Raw genomic sequence first — 22,200 nt, forward strand, 5'->3', positions numbered from 1 at the left:
CATCGCCAGCAACTACCTGTCGGGCTTCGTCATCCTCATGGACCGCTCGATCCGCCTGGGCAACGTCATCGCCCTGGACGCCAACACCAGCGGGGTGGTGACCCAGATCACCACCCGCTACACGGTATTGCGTTCCCTGGCCGGCACCGAGTTCATCGTGCCCAACGAGATGCTGATGACCACCATCGTGCAGAACCAGACCTACACCGATTCCCGGGTCTTCCTCAAGAACGCCATCCAGGTGGCCTACGGCACCGACGTGGAGGCGGCCATGGCCGCCCTGGTGGACGCCGCCGCCTCGGTGCCCCGGGTGCTCAAGGACCCGGCGCCGTTCCCCTACCTGGTGGCCTTCGCCGATTCGGGCATCAACCTGGAGGTGGGCTTCTGGATCGGCGACCCGGAAAACGGCACCGGCAGCGTCCGCTCGGCGGTGAACCTGGCGATCCTGCGCCGCTTCAACGAAATGAAGGTGGAAATCCCCTTCCCGCAGCGCGAAGTGCGGGTGCTGGGGGAGGGCGGCCTTCCTCCCGGGCCGGAGGTGGCCCGGGCCGTTGCTCAGGCCGGCGGCAGCTGAGTCGTCCAACTGAGTCGCCCCGATCCGGCCTGCGCCCCGCGCGCAACGAACGCCCCGCCTTGTGCGGGGCGTTGCCGTTTACGGCGCAGGGGTCAGGGCTCGACCGAGTGGGAGCGCTTCATGCAGCGCAGGGCGAAGGTGGAACGGCTGTGGCGCACGCCCGGCAGCTTGTACAGCTTGGTGCGCAGGAAGCGCTCGTAGCCCTCGGTACCGGCCACCGCCACCTTGATCAGGTAGTCGTACTCGCCGGTGACGAGAAAGGCTTCCATCACTTCCGGCAGGGCCGCCAGGGCCTGGCCGAAGCGCTCCAGCATGTTGTCGTCGTGATGGTCCAGGGTGACCTCGATGATCACCGTGTCCGGCAAGCCCAGGGCGCGCTGGTCGAGGATGGCCACGTAGTCGGTGATTACCCCGGCTTTTTCCAGGGCCCGCACCCGGTTCCAGCAGGGGGTGGGGGACAGGCCGATGCGCTCGGCCAGCTTCTGGTTGCTGATGCGCCCGTCGCGGCGCAGCTCGCGCAGGATCTTGCGGTCGTATTCGTCCAGGCGGGCGTCGGTGGGGATGGGGGTCATGTTCTTTTGATTTCTCGGGTAAAAGAATTTTTATCTGCGGATGGTGGCATGGATAGGTGAAAATTCTCGTAACAGTGCGTATTGGAAGAGTGTTTGGAAGCCTATTCCCGGGGCGGCGGCCTACACTTTTTGCGTCATCCCCGCTCCCATAGACACCCTGTGTCCAGAAATCGCCGCCATGCTTGCCGCTCCGACGCCCTCCAGTTCCGCTTCTCTGGTCAGTCCGCCTTCGCCGCTCGCGCCGGTGTTGCCGGCCGTCCTACCGGCCCCGTCCGGGGCCATGCGGCCTCTTCTACTGCTGGCCGCACCGGCCCTCTTTGCCGCCAACATGGTGGCGGCGCGCTGGGCCCAGCAGGCCGACATTCCGCCCCTGTTCCTGGCCTGGGGACGCTGGATGCTGGCGGTGCTGCTGCTCCTGCCCTGGTCCGGGAGGCGCCTCTGGGCGCTGCGGGGGCCCCTGGGCCAGGCCGCGCCGCGCTTGGCCCTGCTGAGCGCCCTGGGCATGGGCCTGGCGGTGGCGCCCCAGTACCTCGGCGCCCGGACGACCACGGCCACCAACGTGGCCCTGATCTTCGCCGCCTCGCCGGTGCTGGTGATCCTGCTCGATACCCTGCTGTGGAAAGCGCCCTTGCGGCCCCGGGTGCTGGCCGGGCTGGCCATGGCCCTGGCCGGGGTGGTGGTGATCCTGACCCGGGGCGAGGCCCATGCTCTGGTGGGTCTGGCATTCGGCAGCGGAGACCTGTGGGTGGTGCTGGCGGCGGCTGGCTGGGCCTTGTACACCCTTCTGTCGCGGCGCCGTCCCCTGCCGCCCCTGCCCGGCGACGTGCGCCTGCTGGCCCTGATGCTGGGTGGCGTCCTGGCCTTGTCGCCCTTCGCTCTGGGTGAGTCCCTGGCAGGCCGCCGGCCCGATTTCGGCGACCCGGCGGTTTACACCGCCCTGGGCTTTCTCGCCCTGGTGCCGAGCCTGGGGGCCTATTTCCTCTACGACCGGCTGATCGCCCTGGCCGGCGCCGGTGGGGCCAGCTCCTCGATGTATCTGGTGCCGGTCTATGCGGCGCTGCTGGCCTGGCCGCTGCTGGGGGAAGCGCCCCACAGCTTCCACCTGGCCGGGCTGGCGCTGATCCTGCCCGGCGTCGCCCTGGCCCGGGGCGGGGAGGGCGGCGTGCCCCTGTTCGGCTTCATCCTTCTGCCTTGGGAACGGCGCCGCGCCTGAGGCCAGGCTGGGATTGCGGGCTGAGATGGCGCCCCCTTCCCCCGGCGCGTGGGCCTTACGGAGCGTGGACATAAAAAAAGGCCCGCAGGGGGGTGCGGGCCTCGAAATGCCCGCGGGGAGCGGGCCTCAGGGGGAGTCTGCATGCGTGTAACGCACAATCGCAGTATCGGCGTTTGGCCGGGGAATATCTGTGGCGATTGGGTGGGGCTCGCGTAACGCCCGATGCCCGGGTTGTAACCGGAGGTAAATCGATGGCATGGGTGGCCGGGAGGGCGGCTTCGGGCCGATTTTCGTCCGGGGTGTTGAGGCGTTTCCGCTCCCGTGCGGAGTCTGTTTCCAGGGAGCAAAATTCCCGGCGAAAAAAAAGCCCGCAGGGGGATGCGGGCTTCGAATGCCCGCGGGGAGCGGGCCTCAGGGGGAGTCTGCATGCGTGAAACGCACCGTTGCAGTATCCCCTTGTCCGGGCAAGGGGTCTGTGGCGATTGGGTGGGGCTCGCGTAACACCCCATGCCATGGTTGTAACCAAGTGTGAGCGGGCACGGGGCCGCACGGAATCCTGGGGCGCAAAAAAGCCCGCCGGAGCGGGCCTGGGGCGATGCGGCAAGGGGAGGCGGCGGCCTCATTCCTTCCATTTGCGGTAGACCATTACCGCCAGGGCGATGACCACGCCGATGACGGCGACCTGGAGCGCTTCGTTCTCGCCGGTGTCGAGCCATTCCCAGGCCAAGAGGCCGAGGGCGATGCCGAGCAGTTCGGGGCGCGGCAGGCGCATCGGGTGGGTGCAACGGCATTTAGGTGCGTCGCCGGCCTGCGTATCGGCGGCCGGCGGCGTCTCGGGGGGGGAATCGCTCGCGGGAGGATCGGCTCGGCGGGCGGCGGGGCGGCCGGCCACTTACCACTCGCCGTGGGTGGCGAAGACCCGGCGGTTGCGTTTTTGCGGCTGCGCGGCGCGCACCGGCTGGAGGCGCAGGTCAGGGGTGGGAGCGGGGAATATCAGGCGGCCAAGGTAGTCGCCCAGGGCCCGGTTGAGCCGGGCCAGGAAGGATTCGGCGCGGAGGGTGCGGCGGGCGGGATGGGTCATGGCGTACTCCGGTGCAGGCAGGGGGATACCAGGGGCCAGTCTAGGCCCGGGGTGGCGCCCGCATCTATGGGCATTCGTTGCCGCCGGGGTGACGGCGGGTGAGGAGTTGTGACGATTTGTAATGTGACCGTTCAGCCCTGGCATTGGGACGTGTCGGTCAGGCAGGACAGGCCGGGCCAGGCCAGGGTGAGGCGGGCGCCACCTTCCGGGGATTCGTCGGCGCTGGCGCTGCCGCCGTGGGCTTCCATCACCTGGCGGGCGATGGCCAGGCCTAGGCCGTAGCCGCCGGTGGCCCGGTCCCGGGAACGGTCGAGGCGGGTGAAGGCGGTGAAGATGTGCTCCCGCTCGTCCACCGGGATGCCGATACCGTCGTCGTCCACGTGCAGCCGCACCCAGCCGTTGACCGTGTCCAGCTCGGGGCGAACGACGATGCGCTGGCGGGCGTACTTGATGCCGTTGCGCAGTAGGTTGGAGAGGGCGAAGGGCATCACCTTGCGGTCGAAGGCCACCCGCTGGCGGGCGTCGAGCAGGGGGGCGTCCAGTTCCAGTTGCAGGGGGCCGGCCAGGGGGCGCAGGGCGGCGAGCTGGTCTTCGAGCCAGGGGCGCAGGGCCACGGGTTCCAGCACCGGGGCGGGCTGCTCCCGTTCCAGGCGAGCGTAGGTGAGGCTGGAGTCGATCAGGGTGTCCAGCTCGTCCAGGTCCGCTTCCATGCCGGCCCACAGCCGTTCACGCTCGGTCCGCTCCTCGGTCTCGCCGAGCATGTCGAGGGCGAAGCGCAGCCGGGCGATGGGGGTGCGCAGTTCGTGGGAGATGGCCGAGGACATTTCTTTCTGCGTCGCCAGCAGGCGCTGGATGCGTTCGGCCATGCCGTTGAGGGTGCGGGCGAGCAGGGCGAAGGTGCGGGTGCGCGGCAGCGGCGCCCGGGCGGCGAACTCGCCTTCGGCCAGGGACTTGGCGGTTTCGCGGATCGATTCCAGGTCTCGCCAGATGGGCCGCAGCCACAGCCAGGCGACCACGCCGAAGCCGACGCCGATGATGCTCCAGGTGAGCAGCCGGATGCGCAGTTCCAGGGGGATGGCGCGCTTGGCCTCCGGGTTGCGGTCCGGCGACAGGGGCCCCACCTCCAGCACCAGGTCCGGGTGGCGGGTGAGGCGGTGGTACATCACGTCCTGGATGTTGTCGATGGCGATGTCGCCGCTGTCGAGCCGGTCGAGCTGGGATTCGGGCAGGCGCAACTGGGTGCGCTTGATCAGGGCGAGGCGGTAGGAGAATTTATCGTCGAGGCGCTTCAGGGTGACGGGCCATTCCTCGGCCGGGTGCCGGTTCAGCTCTTCTTCGATGAGCAGGATGGTGCCGCGCATGAAGCGCCGGGCATAGTCGTCGGTGATGCCCTGGAGGGCGGTGTTGATGACGATGTCGGCGAAGAAGGCGATGAGGACGAAGGACCCCATCACGAACAGGTAGAAGTTGAAGAACAGGCGCGATAGGGAATAGCGGCCCCGGGGCAGCATGGGCAGGCGGCTGCGGATGCGGGGCTTGGCCGGCTTGGGGGCGGAGGCGGCGGTCATGGGAACTGGGCGGGTGAAAACGCGAAAACGGCGCCCCAGGGGGCGCCGTGGCTGGCGGGCCGGGTCAGGCCTTGCTGAACAGGTAGCCCTTGCCGCGCACCGTCTTGATCCGCTCCGGATTGTCCGGGTCGTCGCCGAGCTTGCGCCGCAGCCGCGAGATGCGGGCGTCGATGGAGCGGTCCAGGCCGTCGAAACCGATGCCGCGCAGGGCTTGCAGCAGGTCGTCCCGGGACAGCACCGAGCCGGCGTTCTTGGCCAGCAACCAGAGCAGGTCGAACTCGGCGGTGGTCAGGTCCAGGGGCTCGCCGGCCAGGTGGGCGGTGCGGGTGGCCTGGCTGATGTGGAAGTCGGCGATGTCGATCACCTCGTCGCTGCCGTCGCCGGCCTCGCCGCCCGCCGCCGGGGCGCGGCGCAGCAGGGCGCGGATGCGGGCGAGTAGCACCCGGGGCTGCACCGGCTTGGTGATGTAGTCGTCGGCGCCCAGCTCCAGGCCGAGGATCTGGTCCATGTCCTCGTCCCGGGCGGTGAGCATGAGCAGGATGCCGTCGAACTTGCTGCGCACCTGCTTGCACACCTCGAAGCCGTCCAGGCCGGGCAGCATCAGGTCGAGCACCACCAGGTCCGGGGCTTCCCTGGGAATGCGCTCGGCGGCCGTGTCGCCGCGGGGCTCGATGGCCACGTCGAAGCCGTTCTTGGTCAGGTATTCGGCGATGAGGGAGGCGAGACGTTCGTCGTCTTCCACCAGCAGGATGCGCTGTGCCATGGCGTGGGCGGGAATAGTTGCGATGCCGGGAAGTGTAACGCGAGCCGGGCCGGCTGCGGTGGATGACCCGGAAGTCCGCGCCCATGGCCGCATCCGGAATCGCTGTGCGGAAAAGGCACGCCCCTGGCCGATCTTGGCGGGCATATCGCCAAGATCGGCCAGGGGCGCGGGGTTTCGCGGGTCAGCCGTTCTGGCCGCGGCGCAGCAGCTGCTCGAAATCCTCGGCGGGCACGGGCCGCGAGAAGAGGAAGCCCTGGTACTGGTCGCAGCCGTTGGCGGCGAGCAGCTGGAGCTGCTCGGCGGTCTCCACCCCCTCGGCCACCACGGTCAGGCCCAGCTGGTGGGCCATGGCCACCACGGCGGCGGCGATGGCCGCGTCGTCCGGGTTGGTGGTCAGGTCGGAGACGAAGGAGCGGTCGATCTTCAGGGTGTTGATCGGGAAGCGCTTCAGGTAGGTGAGGTTGGAGTAGCCGGTGCCGAAGTCGTCGAGGGACAGTTGCAGGCCCATCAGGCGCAGTTCGCGCAGGGTGCCGATGGCGCCGTCGGCGTCGTGCATCACCATGCTCTCGGTCAGTTCCAGTTCGAGGCGGGCCGGGTCCAGGCCGGATTCCTCGATGGCGTGGCGGATGCGCTGGGCCAGGTCGTCCTGGCGGAACTGGCGGGCGGAGATGTTCACCGCCACCGGGATGCGCGGCAGTCCGGCATCGTCCCAGCAGCGGATTTGGCGGCACACCTGGGCCAGCATCTGTTCGCCGAGGGGCAGGATCAGGCCGGTTTCCTCGGCCAGGGGGATGAACTCGTTGGGGCTGACCACGCCGATCTTGGGGTGGCGCCAGCGCACCAGGGCCTCGGCGCCGACGATGCGGCCGGTGGCGATGTTCACCTTGGGCTGGTAGTAGGGCACCAGCTCGCCGTTCTCCAGGGCGCGGCGCAGGTTGCCTTCCATGTCCAGCTTGCCCAGGGCCATGCCGCCCATTTCCGGCAGGAAGAAGCGGTAGCTGTTGCGGCCGTGCTCCTTGACCCGGTACATGGCCACGTCGGCATTGCGCATCAGGATCTCGTCGTGGTCCCCGTCCCGGGGGTAGAGGGAGATGCCGATGGAGGCGCCGATGAACACTTCCTTGTCGGCGATGGTGAACGGCAGGGCCAGGGACTTGAGCACCTTGTCGGCCACCCCGGCGGCATCTTCCGGGTGGCGGATGTCGCGCACCACGATGACGAATTCGTCGCCCCCCAGGCGGGCCACCGTGTCGGTGTCGCGCACACAGGCCATCAGCCGGGTGGCCACGGTCTTGAGCAGTTCGTCGGCGGGGCCGTGGCCCAGACCGTCGTTGACTAGCTTGAAACGGTCCAGGTCGAGCAGCAGCACCGCCACCTGGCTCTTGTCGCGGCGGGCCTGGGCGATGGCCTGGCTGATGCGGTCGGCCAGCAGGGCCCGGTTGGCCAGGCCGGTGAGCACGTCGTGGTGGGCCTGGTATTCGAGCTGTTCCTGGTAGCGTACCCGCTCGGTGACGTCGGTGATGATCGAGACGAAATGGGTGGTGTGGGTCCCCGATTCGTCGCGCACCGGGGCGATGTGCAGCTCGTTCCAGAACAGGCTGCCGTCGCGCCGGTAGTTGCGCACGATAGCGTGGCCCTCGCGCTTGTCGCGCAGGGCGGCGCGGATTTCGTTGAGGCCGCGCTGGTTGAGGTCGTCGCGCACCAGGAAGCGGCCGGCCTTGCCGATCACCTCGTCGGCCCGGTAGCCGGTGATGCGTTCGAAGGCCGGGTTGACGTAGGTGATGGGGTGGTCGAGCAGCACGGCGGAGGTGATCATCACCCCGTTCAGGCTCGATTCCAGGGCCCGGGTCTTGAGGCGCAACTGCTCCTCGGCGGTGGTCTCGCCCTTGCCGGTGGCGCGGTCGCCCCGGTCCAGGGCGTGGCGCAGGCGGATCGACTCTTCCTCGCAGTAGTGCAGGGCGAGGACGGAGCCCAGGGTGGCGGCCAGGGTGTCCAGGGCGTCCACTACCCGGGGCGGCAGTTCGGCGCTGTCGGCCTCGTCGCCGCCGATCAGCAGCAGGCCGTGGGTGCGGCCGCGCCAGTTGCACGGCCATTGGCGCTGCCAGGAGCGCTCGCTGGCCAGGCGGCCGCAGTCGGACCAGCTGTCGGCGGGGCCTCGCCCGGCGACGGCGGCGGCGTGGGCGTCGCGGCAGGCCACCAGCACCGGCTCGGGCAGGGTCGGGGCGAGACGTGCCAGGGCGACCAGGGTGAGGCCGCCCTGGAGCAGGGTTTCACAGGTGGTGCGGGCCAGGTCGGCCAGGTCGACGGCGCGGCAGGACAGTTCCCCGGCCCGGCGCAGGGCCGCCAGCAAGGGTTCCGTCTGGCCGCCGGGGTGCAGCGTCGGCGGTGGTGTCACGTCTCCTCCCGGTACGGGTGGTTTTTATCGTTGTGCTGCAAGGCGTTGGGGGCGCCCGCTATTAGATATAAGAGTGCAGTGTAACAAACCGCCGGGGAAGAAGAAGGGGGGCGAGGAACCGGCGGCGTGCGGATGGGCACTTTGTCACACCTGGGGGAAAGGGACGGAATGCACTAAAATGGTGCGTTTTCCCGCGCGGAAGGGATGCCCGTGGCCGTCGCCACGCCGGCTTCCGTCAACGCCTTTCCCTTATTTTTCCTGGAGTTCCATGATGAGCCTCGATTCCTTCCTCGCCGCGGTGCGGCAGCGCGATCCGCACCAGCCCGAGTTCCATCAGGCGGTGAAGGAGGTGATGGAAAGCCTGTGGCCGTTCCTCGAAGGCAATCCCCGCTACCGCGACCAGGGCCTGCTGGAGCGCCTGGTGGAGCCGGAGCGGGTGATCACCTTCCGCGTGCCCTGGGTGGACGACGCCGGCCGGGTCCAGGTGAACCGCGGCTTCCGTGTGCAGATGTCGTCGGCCATCGGCCCCTACAAGGGCGGCATCCGCTTCCATCCCTCGGTGAACCTGTCGATCCTCAAGTTCCTCGGCTTCGAGCAGGTCTTCAAGAACTCCCTGACCACCCTGCCCATGGGCGGCGGCAAGGGCGGCGCCGACTTCGATCCCAAGGGCAAGAGCGACGGCGAGGTGATGCGCTTCTGCCAGGCCTTCATGGCCGAGCTGCACAAGTACATCGGCGCCGACATCGACGTGCCGGCCGGCGACATCGGCGTGGGCGCCCGGGAAGTGGGCTACATGTTCGGCATGTACAAGAAGCTGGCCGGCGAGTTCACCTCGGTGTTCACCGGCAAGGGCCGGGTTTATGGCGGCAGTCTGATCCGTCCCGAGGCCACCGGCTACGGCACGGTGTACTTCCTCGAAGAGATGCTGGCGACCCAGGGCGAAACCCTGGAAGGCAAGCGGGTGGCCATTTCCGGCTCGGGCAACGTGGCCCAGTACGCCGCCCAGAAGGCCATGGAGCAGGGCGCCAAGGTGCTCACCGTGTCCGACTCCGGCGGCACCGTGGTGGACCCGGAGGGCATGACTACCGAGAAGTGGCAGGCCCTGCACCACCTCAAGGAAGTGGAGCGCGGCCGCGTCGAGGAATATGCTCGCCGTTTCGGCCTCCAGTACCTGGAAGGGCAGCGTCCCTGGGGCGTGCCCTGCGACGTGGCCCTGCCCTGTGCCACCCAGAACGAACTGGACGGCGACGATGCCAAGCGCCTGCTGGCCAACGGCTGCACTGCCGTGGCCGAGGGCGCCAACATGCCGTCCACCCTGGAGGCGGTCCACGCCTTCCTCGGCGCCGGCATCCTCTACGCCCCGGGCAAGGCGTCCAACGCCGGCGGGGTGGCCGTTTCCGGCCTGGAGATGAGCCAGAACGCCCAGCGCCTGTCCTGGACCCGGGACGAGGTGGACCGCCGTCTGCGCGAGATCATGCGAGCCATCCACGAATCCTGCCTGGAATACGGCAAGGGTTGCGGGACCGACGGTAGCAGCGACTACGTGCGTGGCGCCAACGTGGCCGGCTTCGTCAAGGTGGCCGACGCCATGCTCGCCCAGGGCATCGTGTAACGCGCCGGCCCCGTTGAGGGGCGCTGCCGCGCCCTGCGCCGCAAGGCCTTGCCCCGCCGTCATGACCGTTCCGCAAGGGACGGTTGGCGGCGGGGTTTTCACGTAGAATCAGGGGCTTGTTCGTTACTTCGCCTTCGGGCGAGAAGGTGTTGTCGATGTACGCCGGTCTGATTGACCTTCCCTGGTGGGGCTACGTGCTGGTTACCCTGGGACTCACCCACGTCACCATCGCCGCGGTGACCATCTTCCTGCATCGCCACCAGGCCCACCGGGCACTGGACCTGCATCCCCTTGTCTCCCATTTCTTCCGTTTCTGGCTGTGGTTCACCACCGGCATGGTCACCAAGGAATGGGCGGCCATCCACCGCAAGCACCACGCCAAGTGCGAAACCGCCGAGGACCCCCATAGTCCCCAGGCCAAGGGTCTGAAGAAGGTGTTCTTCGAAGGCGCCGAGCTGTACCGGGCCGAGGCCAAGAACGAGGAAACCCTGCGCCGCTACGGCCACGGCACTCCGGACGACTGGATCGAGCGCCACCTCTATTCGCGCCATTCGGCCCTGGGCGTGTCGATCCTGCTGGTGCTCAACCTGGTGTTGTTCGGCCCGATCGGCCTGACCATCTGGGCGGTGCAGATGGTGTGGATTCCCTTCTGGGCGGCGGGGGTGATCAACGGCGTGGGCCACTACTGGGGCTATCGCAACTTCGACTGCGCCGACGCCTCCACCAACCTGATTCCCTGGGGCATCCTGGTGGGCGGCGAAGAGCTGCACAACAACCACCATTCCTTCGCCACCTCGGCCCGGTTCTCCACCAAGTGGTACGAGTTCGACCTGGGCTGGCTGTACCTGCGGGTGCTGTCCGCCTGCAAGCTGGCCACCATCAAGAAAGTCATCCCCAGGCCCCGCTTCGTGGCGCCCAAGCCGGTGCTCGACCTGGACAGCCTCCAGGCGGTGATCACCCACCGCTACGACCTGCTGTCGCGCTACGCTGCATCCCTGCGCCGCACCTACGGCGAGGAGCTGAAAGCCCTCAGGCAGCGCCTGGGCAAGCAGGAAGCCAAGCGCTTCGCCGGCCTGGCCGGCCTGCTCAACGTCGATCCGGCCAAACTGTGCGCCGAGCGCCGCGCTGCCCTGGAAACCCTGCTGCGGGAAAGCCGCGCCCTGGCTACCCTGCACGCCATGCGCGACGAACTGGCCCAGGTGTGGGAGCGCACCAGCGCCTCCTCCGACCAGCTGGTCAAGCAGCTCCAGGATTGGTGCCAGCGGGCCGAGGCCTCGGGCATCCGCCAGCTCGAAGAGATCGCCCTGCGCCTGCGCCGTTACGCGGTGTAACGCGCCCAACACGCCACCTGGCATACACTGCGGGCGGCGCCGGACCCGGCTGGGGCTGGCGCCGCCCGTTTCTTTCCTGGGAGCCCCCATGTCTTTGTCGTCGCTCTGCGGCCGCATCTCGGACCGGACTGCCTGCCTGGTGCTCGGCTTCGGCGCCTTCGCCCTGGTGGGCGTCGGCGTGGTCCTTGGCGAGGCCTTGCGCCTCAACCCGTGCCCTTTGTGCATCTTCCAGCGGGTGCTCTACCTGGCCATCGGCTGTGGCGCCCTGATTGCCGCCGCCGGGCGGCCCCTGCGCCCTTGGGGCTTGTTGATCGCCCTGATGGCGGCCCTGGGCGGCATCGCCGCGGCGGGCTACCAGGGCTGGCTGCAATGGATGGCCGACCCGGCCCTGGAATGCGGCTTCGGCCCCCCCAACTTGATGGAGCAGACCGTGGAGTGGCTGGGCGAACGCTGGCCCCGCCTGTTCCTCGCCACCGGCTTTTGCAGCAGCAAGGAGTGGGTGTTCCTCGGCCTGTCCATGGCCCACTGGTCCCTGGTGGCCTTTGCCGGCTACGTGGGTGTCCTGGCGGCGGTGGCGCGCCGCAGCCTGGGGCGGAGCTGATCCGCACGGGCTGAACGCGGCGCCTTGCCGGGCGCGCGATCCACCAACGAAGCCTTCCATTGCGAAGGCTTCGTCGTTTTTACCGGGGTAGACCATCGGCATCCAGGCCATGCCAGTGGTGCCAGCCATGCCAATCGCTGCCGGAATCGCCGGCCAGTTCGCCCCATTCGTTTTACCGGCCAGGTTGTACGTCCATGGTTGCTCCCCCCGCCGCTCTTCCCCGTGCCGACGCCTCGCCGCCCCGGTCGGCCGTCGATACCCGCTATTTCGTCATCGCCCTGCGGGCCGTGGCGGCCGTGGTCATTGCCTGGCACCACTTCGCGCTCTACCCGCCGCTCAGGGACTGGGCGGCGCCGGTGATGGGCAATCTGCTCGATTGGCTGGCGGATCACGGCCGGGCCACCCAGGTGTTCTTCGTGGTCGGCGGCTACGTGATGGCCTTGAGCATGAGCGGGCGGGACTGGCGCCTGCCCGTCCTGGGGCGCTATGTGGTGCGGCGCTACTGCCGCCTGGGCCTGCCTTATCTGGCGGCCATGGGGTTGGTGGGGCTGGCCTACCTGTACGGCCGGGATTGGCTGCCGGAGGAATTGACCGGGGCCCCCGTGACCGTGCCCCAGGTGCTGGCCCACCTCTTTTTCCTCCAGGCCATCCTCGGCTACGAGCACCTGTCGGCGGGGTTCTGGTTCATCTGCGTCAATTTCCAGCTGGCCCTGGTCTATGCGGCCGGGCTGTGGCTGCGGGACGGCCCCGGCCGGGGGCGTCTCAACGTGCCCCTGCTGCTCGGCTGGCCCCTGGCGGCCTTCTCCCTGTTCCACTTCAACCTGAATCCCGACTGGGATAGCTGGTGGCTGTACTTCTTCCCCTATTTCTTCATGGGCATCGTCATCCACCACGCGGTTCATCGCGCCCGCTCGCCGTGGTCCTTCTGGCTCTATGCCCTGTTGCTGGTGGCCGCCATGGGGTTCGAGTGGCGCTGGCGGTTGCTCAGTGCCCTGCTGGTGGGGGCGCTGCTGTGGCACGGGGAGTGGCGCGGCTGGGGCGCCAGTTGGCCGCGGCACAAGGCCGTGCTGGGGGTGGGGCGGATTTCCTTCAGCCTCTTCCTGGTGCACTTTCCGGTGCTGGTGTTTGTCGGCGCCCTGTGGGCCAGGCTCGAATGGGATTCGCCGGAGCTGGCGGTCCTCGCCCTGGGCCTGGCCTTTGGCCTCAGCCTGGCGTTGGCTCGGCTGTTCTACCGCTGGGTGGAACTGCCCGCCGCCGCCCTGGGGCGCCGGATCGGGCGGTGCGGTCCAGGCCGGACTGCGGCGGCGGGCGCCTGATCCGGGTGTGCGGCAGTGGCCGGGGTCAGAGGGTGACCAGGTTGTCCCGGTGGATCAGTTCCGGGGCGTCCACGTAGCCGAGCAGGTCGGCGATCTCGTGGCTGCCGCGCCGGGCGATGCGCCGGGCGTCGCTGGAGCCGTAGTTGACCAGGCCCCGGGCTACTTCCCGGCCGTCCGGGCCGATGCAGGCCACGGCGGCGCCCCGTTCGAATTCGCCTTCGACCTCGATCACGCCCACCGGCAGCAGGCTCTTGCCTTCGGCCAGGGCGCTGACGGCGCCGGCATCCAGGCGCAGACGGCCGGCCAGTTGCAGGTGGTCGGCCAGCCATTGCTTGCGTGCCGCCAGGGGCGCCTGCTGGGCCACCAGCAAGGTGCCGATGGATTCGCCGGCGGCGAGGCGGGCGAGCACGTCCTTTTCCCGGCCGCTGGCGATCACCGTGGCGGCGCCGCTACGGGCGGCGCGCTTGGCGGCCAGCACCTTGGTGATCATGCCGCCGGTGCCCACCGCCGTGCCGGCGCCGCCGGCCATGGCTTCCAGGGCCGGGTCGCCGGCGCTGGCCTCGCGGATCAGGGTGGCGTTGGGGTCCTTGCGCGGATCGGCGGTGAACAGGCCGATCTGGTCGGTGAGGATGACCAGGGCGTCGGCTTCCACCAGGTTGGCCACCAGGGCGCCCAGGGTGTCGTTGTCGCCGAACTTGATCTCGGCGGTGACCACCGTGTCGTTCTCGTTGATGATCGGCACCACCCCCAGGGAGAGCAGGGTGGTCAGGGTGGAGCGGGCGTTCAGGTAGCGGGTGCGGTCGGCCAGGTCTTCATGGGTGAGCAGCACCTGGGCGGTCTTCAGACCGTGGTTGGCAAAGGCGCTTTCGTAGATCTGGGCCAGGCCCATCTGGCCCACGGCGGCGGCGGCCTGGAGTTCGGGAACGGTGCTGGGGCGCTTGCTCCAGCCCAGGCGCTGCATGCCGCAGGCGATGGCGCCGGAGGAGACCAGCACCACCTGGCGGCCGTTGGCCACCAGGGCGGCGATCTGCCGCGCCCATTCGCCGATGGCGGCTTCGTCCAGCCCCTGGCCGTTGGCGGTGACCAGGGCAGAGCCGACCTTGGCCACCAGGCGGGTGGCGTCGGCGAGGCGGGTGGCGGAGCTCATTCCGCATCCTCCTCGTCGTCCAGCGGCAGCTCCTCGATCGGGCCGGGCAGGGTGTCGCCGTAATCGTCGTCCTTCTCTTCCCAGGCTTCGACCAGGGCCGGGCCCATGGCGTCCAGGGTGTCCTGGATGGCATAGACCAGGGGACGGGTGCCGTCGCCGCTGATGGCGGAGATGCGGAACACCGGGCCCAGCTCGTCCTGGCCTGTGGCGGCCTTGAAGGCGGCGAGGAAGTCGGCGACGCGCTGGTCCTGCTCCTCCTCGGGGATCAGGTCCAGCTTGTTGAGCACCAGCCAGCGGGGCTTGTCCGCCAGGCGCCGGTCGTACTTGTCCAGCTCGGCGACGATGGCTACGGCGTCGTGCACCGGATCGGCTTCCGGGTCCAGGGGCGCCAGGTCCACCAGGTGCAGCAGGATGCGGGTGCGCTGCAAGTGCTTGAGGAAGCGGTGGCCCAGGCCGGCGCCGTCGGCGGCGCCTTCGATCAGGCCCGGCACGTCGGCGATGACGAAGCTGCGGTTCTCGTCGGTGCGCACCACCCCCAGGTTGGGGTGCAGGGTGGTGAAGGGGTAGTCGGCCACCTTGGGCTTGGCGGCGGAAACCGAACGAATGAAGGTGCTCTTGCCGGCGTTGGGCAGGCCGAGCAGGCCCACGTCGGCGAGAACGCGCAGCTCCATCTTGAGTTCCCGCTCTTCGCCGGGTTCGCCCCGGGTGAACTGGCGCGGCGCCCGGTTGGTGCTGGACTTGAAGTGCAGGTTGCCCAGGCCGCCGCGGCCCCCCCGGGCGATGCGCGCCTTCTGGCCGTCGCTGGCCAGGTCGGCGACGATCTCGCCGGTATTCAGGTCGGAGATCACCGTGCCCACCGGCACGCGCAGGATCAGGTCGTCGGCACCCTTGCCGTAGCAGTCGGAGCCGCGGCCCCGTTCGCCGTTGTTGGCCTTGAACTTGCGGGTGTAGCGGTAATCGACCAGGGTATTGATGTTGCGGTCGGCCACGGCGTAGATGCTGCCGCCCCGGCCGCCGTCGCCGCCATCCGGGCCGCCGAAGGGGATGAATTTCTCGCGGCGGAACGAGGCGGACCCGTCGCCGCCCTTGCCGGCGATGACTTCGATTTTGGCTTCGTCGATGAATTTCATGAGGTCGGTCTCGGTGCGCGGCGGCCCCGGTGGGGCGGCGGGAAGCGGTGGAACGCTGGGGGGCGGAAAGGTAGAAACGAAAAAGCCCTACCGCAAGGATAGGGCTTCTTCAGAGCGGTTGCCGCTTACTGCTGGGCGGGAACGATGCTCACGAAACGGCGCTGCTTTTCACCCTTGACGGAGAACTGCACCTTGCCGTCGACCAGGGCGAACAGGGTGTGGTCCTTGCCCACGCCCACGCCTTCGCCGGCGTGGAACTGGGTGCCACGCTGACGCACCAGGATGTTGCCAGCGAGAACCACTTGGCCGCCGTAGCGCTTTACGCCCAGTCGTTTAGCTTCTGAGTCGCGGCCGTTGCGGGAAGAACCGCCTGCCTTTTTGTGTGCCATGTTGGTAGCTCCTTAATTAAGCCGAGATCGCTTCGATCTTGAGCTCGGTGTAATTCTGGCGATGGCCCTGGTGCTTCTGGTAGTGCTTGCGGCGGCGCATCTTGAAAATCTTGACCTTGTCGTGGCGACCGTGGGAAACCACGGTGGCGGTGACCTTGGCCCCGGCAACCAGCGGGGCGCCGATCTTCACCGACTCGCCTTCGCCTACCATGAGGACCTGGTCGAGGGTGATCTGGGCGCCAACGTCTGCAGGTATCTGTTCTACTTTAAGTTTTTCGCCGGCGGACACGCGATACTGCTTGCCACCGGTTTTTACGACCGCGTACATGTTGGACTCCAAACAAAAATCCCGAATCGCCATGAAGAGCGCCGGGGGTCAGACGAAGAACCCGCGATTATACGTATTTTTCAAGCTGCGTCAAAGGCTTCCGCCGTTTTCCCGGCCGCGTGCTTGACGCTGGCGCGGCGGGCCGCCTACTATCCCGCGGTTTCGGCGTCTTTGCCCGCTCCTTCGAAGAACAATCGTGAATCTCGACCAGCTTTACGCGCTCATCGCGCCGGACATGAAGGCGGTGGACGCCGTCATTCGCCAGCAACTGCATTCCGACGTGGTGCTGGTGCGCCAGGTGGCCGAGTACATCGTCAATAGCGGCGGCAAGCGCCTGCGTCCGGCGCTGGTCCTCCTGTCCGCCGGCGCCCTGGGCTACCAGGGCACCCGCCACCACGAGCTGGCGGCGGTGGTCGAATTCATCCATACCGCCACCCTGCTGCACGACGACGTGGTGGACGAATCCTCCCTGCGCCGCGGCCGCGATACCGCCAACGCCCTGTTCGGCAACGCCGCCAGCGTGTTGGTAGGCGACTTCCTCTATTCCCGAGCCTTCCAGATGATGGTCACGGTGGGCAACATGCGGGTGATGGAGGTGCTATCCAGCGCCACCAACATCATCGCCGAGGGCGAGGTACTACAGCTGATGAACTGCCACGACGCCGACGTGGACGAAGCGCGCTACCTGCAGGTCATCCACTACAAGACGGCCAAGCTGTTCGAGGCGGCGACCCAGCTCGGCGCCATCCTGGGCGGCGCGTCTCCCGAGATCGAGGCCGGCCTCGCCGCCTACGGCATGCACGTGGGTACCGCCTTTCAGCTGATCGACGACGTGCTCGACTATTCCGGCGAGGAAGCCGAGACCGGCAAGCACCTGGGCGACGACCTGGCCGAAGGCAAGCCGACCCTGCCGCTCATCTATGCCATGCAGCACGGCACCACCGAGCAGGCGGCGGCGGTGCGCCATGCCATCGAGGAAGGCGGCCGGGACGATTTCCCCGCCGTGCTCGCCGCCATCCGCGCCACCGGCGCCCTGGAGCACACCCGGGCCCAGGCCAAAGTGGAAGTGGCCAAGGCAGAAGCAGCGATTGCTGCGTTGCCCCCTTCCACTTACAAGGATTCGCTGTTAGAATTGTCGTCCTTCGCAGTTGCGCGGTCTTATTGAGTCAAAACCGCAAGATTTGCGGTGAGGCTCCTTCCCGAGTTTCACCCGCGCCGCTGTACGGGGAATAGCTCAGCCTGGTAGAGCACTGCGTTCGGGACGCAGGGGCCGGAGGTTCGAATCCTCTTTCCCCGACCAATTCGAGAAAAGCCGGAGATTCGTCTCCGGCTTTTTTCATTTTGTGCCGCCGCAGGCCGTTGCCGGGCGACCGGCCCGCCGCCCAGGTGCTGCCGGGCCGCGGGTGAGCTGGCGCCGCCATAACGTGGCGGCCGATACTTTCTGCTATCGTGGCGGCCGACGGCAATTCCGGCCCATTCGGGCTGCGCGGGAGCGTTTGTGGCTAAATTCCTCCTCCTTCTCCTCACGCTGTACCTGGTCTGGACGATTTTCTTCCGTTCAGCGCGCCCGCGCCGGCGCGACGGTGGCCGCGAGCAGAACCTGCCGCCGCCGCCGGAGCGCATGGTGGCCTGCGCCCACTGCGGTGTGTTCGTGCCTGAGAGCGAGGCCGTGCCGGGCGAAGCCCCCGGTCAGTTCTTCTGCAGCGAGGCGCACCGCCGGCAAGCGGTGCGTCCGGAGGGGAAGGGCTAAGCCGTGGCGGCCCCCTTCGCACCCCTGCCCGGTGGGCCCGTCGCCGATGAAAGTCATGGCGAGCCGCTGCCCGAGTCCTACTGGATCTCGTACCGCTACTTCAACCTCTACCGGCTGCTGATCGCCGGCTTCCTCCTTCTCTACGCCTGGGTCTCGGCCTATTCCCATTCGTCCTCGGCGATCTGGTGGGTGAGCGTCGCCTACGCCGGTGAGACCCTGGCCGCGGTGCTGCTGGGCACCCGCATCCGCCGGCGCTTCACCTTGCAGTTGAGCCTCCAGGTGATGGTGGACATCCTGGTTATGACTGCCCTGATGTACCTGGGCGGCGGCATGCGCACCGGCCTGGGGGCGATGCTGCTGGTCAGCCTGGCCGCCGCCGGCCTGGTGGGGGAAGCGCGCTGGGTACTCTTCTACGCGGCCCTGGCGACGCTGTCCCTGCTCTTCGGCGAATTCCTGCACGGTGCCTACAGCGAGTTCGACACGGTCGGCTTCTTCCAGGCCGGGCTGCTGTCGGCGGGCTGCTTCACCTCGGCCATCTCCGCCCGCCTGGTGGCGCGCCGGGTGGTGGCCAACGAGGAACTGGCTCGGCGGCGCGGCGTCGCCTTGCAGAACCAGGCGCGCATCAGCCAGCGCATCATCGAAGAGATGCAGGACGGCGTGCTGCTGGTCAGCGGCGCCAACGAAGTGATCCAGTACAACCCCCGGGCCGCGGCCCTGCTCGGTCTGCCGTCGGGCTTTGCCGGCGCCCTCGCCGGCACGGCCCCCGAGGTGGCTCAGGCGTTGACCGCCTGGCGCCTGGGCGGGCCGGAACTGCTCGATGTGCGCCGGCCCGTCGGGGTGGCGGCGCTGCGCTGCCGTTTCGTCGGCACCGACAGCACCAGCGCCGAGGCCCTGGTCTTTCTCGAAGACCTGTCGGCGCTCCAGGCCCAGGCCCAGCAGCTCAAGCTGGCCGCCCTGGGGCGCCTCACCGGCTCCATCGCCCACGAGGTGCGCAATCCCCTGGCGGCAATCTCCCATGCTGGCGAGCTGCTCCACGAGGAGCGGCGCGAAGCCCTGCAGGACCGTCTGATCCGCATCATCCTCGACAACACGGCACGCATCGACCGCATCGTCTCCGACGTGTTGCAACTGGGGCGACGCGACCGGGCCAGCCCCGAAGCCGTTGACCTCCATGCCTTCGTTGCCGCCCTGGTCGACGAACTGGCGCCGTCGGTGGAAGGGGCTGACGCACCGGACGTCGCGAACGGCGAGCCCGTGATCCAGTGCGACGTGCCGGCTGGCATCGCGCTGGTATTCGACCGCTCCCACCTCTACCAGGTCCTCGCCAACCTGCTGCGCAACGCCCTGCGCCACTGCCGGCGCCGTTCCGGCAGCGTGCTGGTGTTTTCGACCGATGTGGAAGGGCAGATAGAATTGCACGTCATCGACGACGGCCCGGGCATCGACGACACCCAGCGCACCCAGGTGTTCGAGCCGTTCTTCACCACCCAGCACCAGGGCACCGGCCTCGGCCTGTACATCGCCCGGGAGCTGTGCGAGGCCAACGGCGCCCGGCTCGATCTGCTGGAAAACAACCCGGGTGCCCATTTCCGCATCGTCGCAAGGAGTTCTGCGTGCCCCCTCACCCCCATGCCGGCATCGAACGGCGCGCCTGGGATGGCGTAGCCCGGGTCCTCGTCGTCGACGACGAGCCCGACATCCGGGAACTGCTCGACCTGACCTTGGCGCGCATGGGCCTGCTCTGCGATTGCGCGGGGACCGTCGGCGAGGCCCGGGACCTGCTCGCCCGCCACGCCTACCAGCTGTGCCTGACCGACATGCGCCTGTCCGATGGCGAGGGCCTCGACGTGGTCCGCCACGTGGCCGAGCAGCACAGCCAGACTCCGGTGGCGGTGATCACCGCCTACGGCAGCACCGAGAACGCCGTGGCGGCCCTCAAGGCCGGTGCCTTCGACTACCTGGCCAAGCCGGTGGCCCTCGACCAGTTGCGCACCCTGGTCAAATCGGCTCTCGACGTTCCCGGCGAGAAGGCCGGAGCGCCGGCCAGCGGCGGCCTGGTGGGTAGCTCGCCGGTGATGCAGCAGGTCAAGGACACCATCGCCAAGCTGGCGCGCAACCTGGCCCCGGTCTACATCTCCGGCGAATCGGGCACCGGCAAGGAACGGGCGGCGCGCCTCATCCACGGCCAGGGGCCGCGGGCCGCCGGCGCTTTCGTCGCAGTGAACTGCGGCGCCATCCCCGAGAACCTGATGGAGAGCGAATTCTTCGGTTACCGCAAGGGTGCCTTCACCGGTGCCGACAGCGAGCGGGACGGCTTTTTCCAGGCCGCCCACGGCGGCACCCTGTTCCTCGACGAGGTGGCCGACCTGCCCCTGGCGATGCAGGTCAAGCTGCTGCGGGCGATCCAGGAAAAACGCGTGCGCAAGGTCGGCGCCACCCAGGAAGAGGCGGTGGACGTGCGCATCATCAGCGCCACCCACCGGGACCTGCGGGCCTGCGTCGAGGCCGGCACCTTCCGCCAGGATCTCTATTACCGCCTCAATGTCATCGAGCTGCGCCTGCCGCCGTTGCGCGAACGGCGCGAGGACATTCCGGCCTTGGTTGAGACGGTGCTGGCCCGCCTGGTGGAAACCGCCGGGGCGGGGGCGGCGATGCCGCGGCTGGACGACGGCGCTCAGGCCGCCCTGCGGGCCTACTCCTTCCCTGGCAACGTGCGTGAGCTGGAAAACATCCTGGAGCGGGCCCACGCCCTGTGCGAGGGTGACGCCATCGGCGAGGTCGACCTGCAACTGGAACCCCGCGACAGCGAGGGGAGCGGGGCGGAGGCCATCATGGGCCGCTGCGAGGAGAGCCTGGACGACTACCTCAACCGGATCGAGCGCCAGGCCATTCTCGAAGCCCTGGAACAGACCCACAACAACCGCACCGCCGCGGCCCGGGTGCTGGGCATTACTTTCCGTTCCCTGCGCTACCGCCTGGAACGGCTGGGGATCGAATGATGGGCGCTTCACCTTCGTCCGCCTGGGATGCGGGCTGGCTGGCCGGCGTCCGCCGGGTGGCCTCGCCCAACCACGACGCCCGCCCCGACGGCGAAGCGCCCAGCCTGGTGGTGATCCATGCCATCAGCCTGCCCCCCGACCAGTTCGGCGGTGACGACATCCTGCGGTTGTTCACCAATACCCTGGACCCGGACGCCCATCCCTATTTCGCCGGCATCCACCAGTTGCGCGTCTCCAGCCACTTCCTCATCCGCCGCGACGGCCAGCTCATCCAGTTCGTCTCCTGCGACGACCGGGCCTGGCATGCTGGCGTCTCGCGCTGGGGCGGCCGGGAGCGGTGCAACGACTTTTCCATCGGCATCGAACTCGAAGGTTGCGACACGATGCCGTTCGAAGCCGTCCAGTACGCCGCCCTCGATGGCCTGCTCGACGCCATCGCCGGCCACTACCCGGTGCGCGAGGTGGCCGGCCATTGCCACATCGCTCCCGAGCGAAAGACAGATCCGGGGCCGTTCTTCGCATGGTCGCGGGTGGCGGCCGCCCATCCTGCGCTGCTATTCCCCTGGACTTAAACTTGCTCAAACAATGGCTTGCAGATGCTGGCAGACACCCCTAGAATTAGTTGATTACCACCTAATTTCTACTACATCTAGTGGCAAGCCATCGGCATAAACGGGGGTTGAACGCTTGAGCGTCAATGCCTTCCATCGACCTCAAAGCCAGCAACGACGCGGCTTTCCGCCGAACCCTGCACAACGGTTCGTCTGGCGGCGTCTCCCCTACGCAGCGCAACCGATGGCGCTCCGGCCCGCAGCGACGGGCAGCGAAAATCGCACCGGCAACCTTCTCCACCCCCATTCATCGCCTGGCCAAACGCCCCGCCGCGCATTGCGCGCCGGGGCGTTTTTGTTGTTGTCGTTCCGTTGTTCCTGGCCCGGCATTATCCATCCGGCGGAGCTCGCAGGGCGAGCCGCGGACCACTCCGGACTGCCCGTCCGGCAATGCTGAGGGGCTACCCCTCACACCCTAGCTACGGAGGTGATCATGGCAACCACGAAGAAAGCGAAGAGCGAGGAAGAGAAGGTCAAGAAGCCGGCGGCCAAGAAAGCCGCCGCGCCGAAGGCCGCTGCCAAGAAGGCGGAGGTGAAGGCTGACGCCAAGGCGGAGAAGAAGGCCGAGAAGAAGTCGGAAAAGAAGGCCGAGAAGAAGGTGGAGAAAAAGGCTGCTGCCAAACCGGCCGCCAAGAAGGTCGTTGCCAAGGCGCCGGCTAAGCCTGCTGCCAAGGCGGCAGCTCCCAAGGCTGTTGCTGCGAAGGCTCCGGCCAAGGCTGCGGCAAAGCCCGCTGCCAAGGCGGCTGCGCCCAAGGCTGCCGCGGTGAAGGCTCCGGCCAAGGCTGCGGCAAAGCCCGCTGCCAAGGCGGCTGCGCCCAAG

General features: G+C 68.3%; 22 protein-coding genes and 1 tRNA gene. 13 read left to right on the plus strand and 10 right to left on the minus strand.

Going from position 1 to position 22,200, the window contains the following annotated elements:
* A partial coding sequence (locus V7Z98_RS09715) for a mechanosensitive ion channel family protein (RefSeq protein WP_334157810.1) occupies positions 1-574 on the plus strand: 574 nt, incomplete at its 5' end.
* A 92-nt stretch (positions 575-666) separates the two neighbouring features.
* Here V7Z98_RS09715 and V7Z98_RS09720 read toward each other — a convergent pair.
* Positions 667-1,146: an Lrp/AsnC family transcriptional regulator gene (locus tag V7Z98_RS09720; protein WP_293264217.1), complete on the minus strand. Its 480-nt coding sequence runs from the start codon at positions 1,144-1,146 to the stop codon at positions 667-669.
* A 280-nt stretch (positions 1,147-1,426) separates the two neighbouring features.
* Here V7Z98_RS09720 and V7Z98_RS09725 point away from each other — a divergent pair, with 280 nt between their 5' ends.
* Positions 1,427-2,359 carry a DMT family transporter gene (locus V7Z98_RS09725; RefSeq protein WP_334157811.1) on the plus strand — a complete coding sequence of 311 codons (933 nt, stop codon included), beginning with the start codon at positions 1,427-1,429 and terminating at the stop codon, positions 2,357-2,359.
* Positions 2,360-2,978: 619 nt separating this feature from the next.
* Here the strand turns inward: V7Z98_RS09725 and V7Z98_RS09730 are convergent.
* The 5 genes from V7Z98_RS09730 to V7Z98_RS09750 all read right to left on the minus strand — a co-directional run bounded on the left by V7Z98_RS09730 (position 2,979) and on the right by V7Z98_RS09750 (position 8,166).
* Positions 2,979-3,131 carry a hypothetical protein gene (locus V7Z98_RS09730; protein WP_334157812.1) on the minus strand — a complete coding sequence of 51 codons (153 nt, stop codon included), beginning with the start codon at positions 3,129-3,131 and terminating at the stop codon, positions 2,979-2,981.
* 120 nt (positions 3,132-3,251) lie between these two features.
* The gene (locus tag V7Z98_RS09735; protein ID WP_334157813.1) at positions 3,252-3,440 is read right to left on the minus strand and encodes a hypothetical protein; all 189 of its coding nucleotides are present in this window, start codon (positions 3,438-3,440) and stop codon (positions 3,252-3,254) included.
* A 131-nt stretch (positions 3,441-3,571) separates the two neighbouring features.
* Complete coding sequence (locus V7Z98_RS09740) at positions 3,572-5,008, minus strand: ATP-binding protein (RefSeq protein ID WP_293264209.1); 1,437 nt, start codon at positions 5,006-5,008, stop codon at positions 3,572-3,574.
* A 64-nt stretch (positions 5,009-5,072) separates the two neighbouring features.
* Positions 5,073-5,771: a winged helix-turn-helix domain-containing protein gene (locus tag V7Z98_RS09745; protein ID WP_293264208.1), complete on the minus strand. Its 699-nt coding sequence runs from the start codon at positions 5,769-5,771 to the stop codon at positions 5,073-5,075.
* A gap of 181 nt (positions 5,772-5,952) precedes the next feature.
* Positions 5,953-8,166 carry a putative bifunctional diguanylate cyclase/phosphodiesterase gene (locus V7Z98_RS09750; RefSeq protein ID WP_334157814.1) on the minus strand — a complete coding sequence of 738 codons (2,214 nt, stop codon included), beginning with the start codon at positions 8,164-8,166 and terminating at the stop codon, positions 5,953-5,955.
* Positions 8,167-8,437: 271 nt separating this feature from the next.
* Between V7Z98_RS09750 and gdhA the strand changes: the two genes are divergently transcribed.
* The 4 genes from gdhA to V7Z98_RS09770 all read left to right on the plus strand — a co-directional run bounded on the left by gdhA (position 8,438) and on the right by V7Z98_RS09770 (position 13,026).
* On the plus strand, positions 8,438-9,778 hold the full coding sequence (gene gdhA / locus V7Z98_RS09755; protein WP_334157815.1) for an NADP-specific glutamate dehydrogenase: 1,341 nt from the start codon (positions 8,438-8,440) through the stop codon (positions 9,776-9,778).
* Between the two features lie 155 nt (positions 9,779-9,933).
* Positions 9,934-11,109, plus strand: coding sequence for a DesA family fatty acid desaturase (locus V7Z98_RS09760; RefSeq protein WP_293264537.1), 1,176 nt, complete (start codon positions 9,934-9,936; stop codon positions 11,107-11,109).
* Between the two features lie 88 nt (positions 11,110-11,197).
* Positions 11,198-11,710: a disulfide bond formation protein B gene (locus V7Z98_RS09765; RefSeq protein WP_334157816.1), complete on the plus strand. Its 513-nt coding sequence runs from the start codon at positions 11,198-11,200 to the stop codon at positions 11,708-11,710.
* Between the two features lie 194 nt (positions 11,711-11,904).
* Positions 11,905-13,026: an acyltransferase family protein gene (locus tag V7Z98_RS09770; RefSeq protein ID WP_334157817.1), complete on the plus strand. Its 1,122-nt coding sequence runs from the start codon at positions 11,905-11,907 to the stop codon at positions 13,024-13,026.
* Between the two features lie 25 nt (positions 13,027-13,051).
* Here the strand turns inward: V7Z98_RS09770 and proB are convergent, their stop codons facing one another.
* From proB to rplU, 4 genes are all read right to left on the minus strand, one after another.
* Entirely contained in the window at positions 13,052-14,173 is a 1,122-nt protein-coding gene (gene proB / locus V7Z98_RS09775) for a glutamate 5-kinase (protein WP_334157818.1), read from the minus strand.
* The gene (cgtA, locus tag V7Z98_RS09780; protein ID WP_334157819.1) at positions 14,170-15,303 is read right to left on the minus strand and encodes an Obg family GTPase CgtA; all 1,134 of its coding nucleotides are present in this window, start codon (positions 15,301-15,303) and stop codon (positions 14,170-14,172) included. Before cgtA ends, proB begins: the two co-directional genes overlap by 4 nt.
* Before the next feature lie 125 nt (positions 15,304-15,428).
* Positions 15,429-15,692, minus strand: coding sequence for a 50S ribosomal protein L27 (gene rpmA / locus V7Z98_RS09785; RefSeq protein ID WP_293264197.1), 264 nt, complete (start codon positions 15,690-15,692; stop codon positions 15,429-15,431).
* Positions 15,693-15,708: 16 nt separating this feature from the next.
* A complete protein-coding gene (rplU, locus tag V7Z98_RS09790) occupies positions 15,709-16,020 on the minus strand; it encodes a 50S ribosomal protein L21 (protein WP_054621233.1) in 312 nt (103 codons plus the stop codon).
* A gap of 196 nt (positions 16,021-16,216) precedes the next feature.
* Between rplU and ispB the strand changes: the two genes are divergently transcribed.
* From ispB to V7Z98_RS09825, 7 genes are all read left to right on the plus strand, one after another.
* Positions 16,217-17,185, plus strand: coding sequence for an octaprenyl diphosphate synthase (ispB, locus tag V7Z98_RS09795; protein ID WP_334157820.1), 969 nt, complete (start codon positions 16,217-16,219; stop codon positions 17,183-17,185).
* A gap of 58 nt (positions 17,186-17,243) precedes the next feature.
* Positions 17,244-17,320 (plus strand) — tRNA-Pro (locus V7Z98_RS09800).
* A gap of 198 nt (positions 17,321-17,518) precedes the next feature.
* A complete protein-coding gene (locus V7Z98_RS09805; RefSeq protein ID WP_334157821.1) occupies positions 17,519-17,770 on the plus strand; it encodes a PP0621 family protein in 252 nt (83 codons plus the stop codon).
* Positions 17,771-17,773: 3 nt separating this feature from the next.
* Complete coding sequence (locus tag V7Z98_RS09810) at positions 17,774-19,435, plus strand: sensor histidine kinase (protein WP_293266527.1); 1,662 nt, start codon at positions 17,774-17,776, stop codon at positions 19,433-19,435.
* The gene (locus V7Z98_RS09815; RefSeq protein WP_334157822.1) at positions 19,384-20,769 is read left to right on the plus strand and encodes a sigma-54-dependent transcriptional regulator; all 1,386 of its coding nucleotides are present in this window, start codon (positions 19,384-19,386) and stop codon (positions 20,767-20,769) included. The genes V7Z98_RS09810 and V7Z98_RS09815 overlap by 52 nt, the downstream gene beginning before the upstream one ends.
* Positions 20,769-21,341, plus strand: coding sequence for a 1,6-anhydro-N-acetylmuramyl-L-alanine amidase AmpD (gene ampD / locus V7Z98_RS09820; RefSeq protein WP_334157823.1), 573 nt, complete (start codon positions 20,769-20,771; stop codon positions 21,339-21,341). The genes V7Z98_RS09815 and ampD overlap by 1 nt, the downstream gene beginning before the upstream one ends.
* Positions 21,342-21,813: 472 nt before the next feature.
* Positions 21,814-22,200, plus strand: a 387-nt coding sequence (locus V7Z98_RS09825; RefSeq protein ID WP_334157824.1) for a hypothetical protein, incomplete at its 3' end; no start/stop codon positions are given.

Origin of the sequence: Oryzomicrobium sp. (genome assembly GCF_036820405.1) — a bacterium.
GTDB lineage: Bacteria > Pseudomonadota > Gammaproteobacteria > Burkholderiales > Rhodocyclaceae > Oryzomicrobium.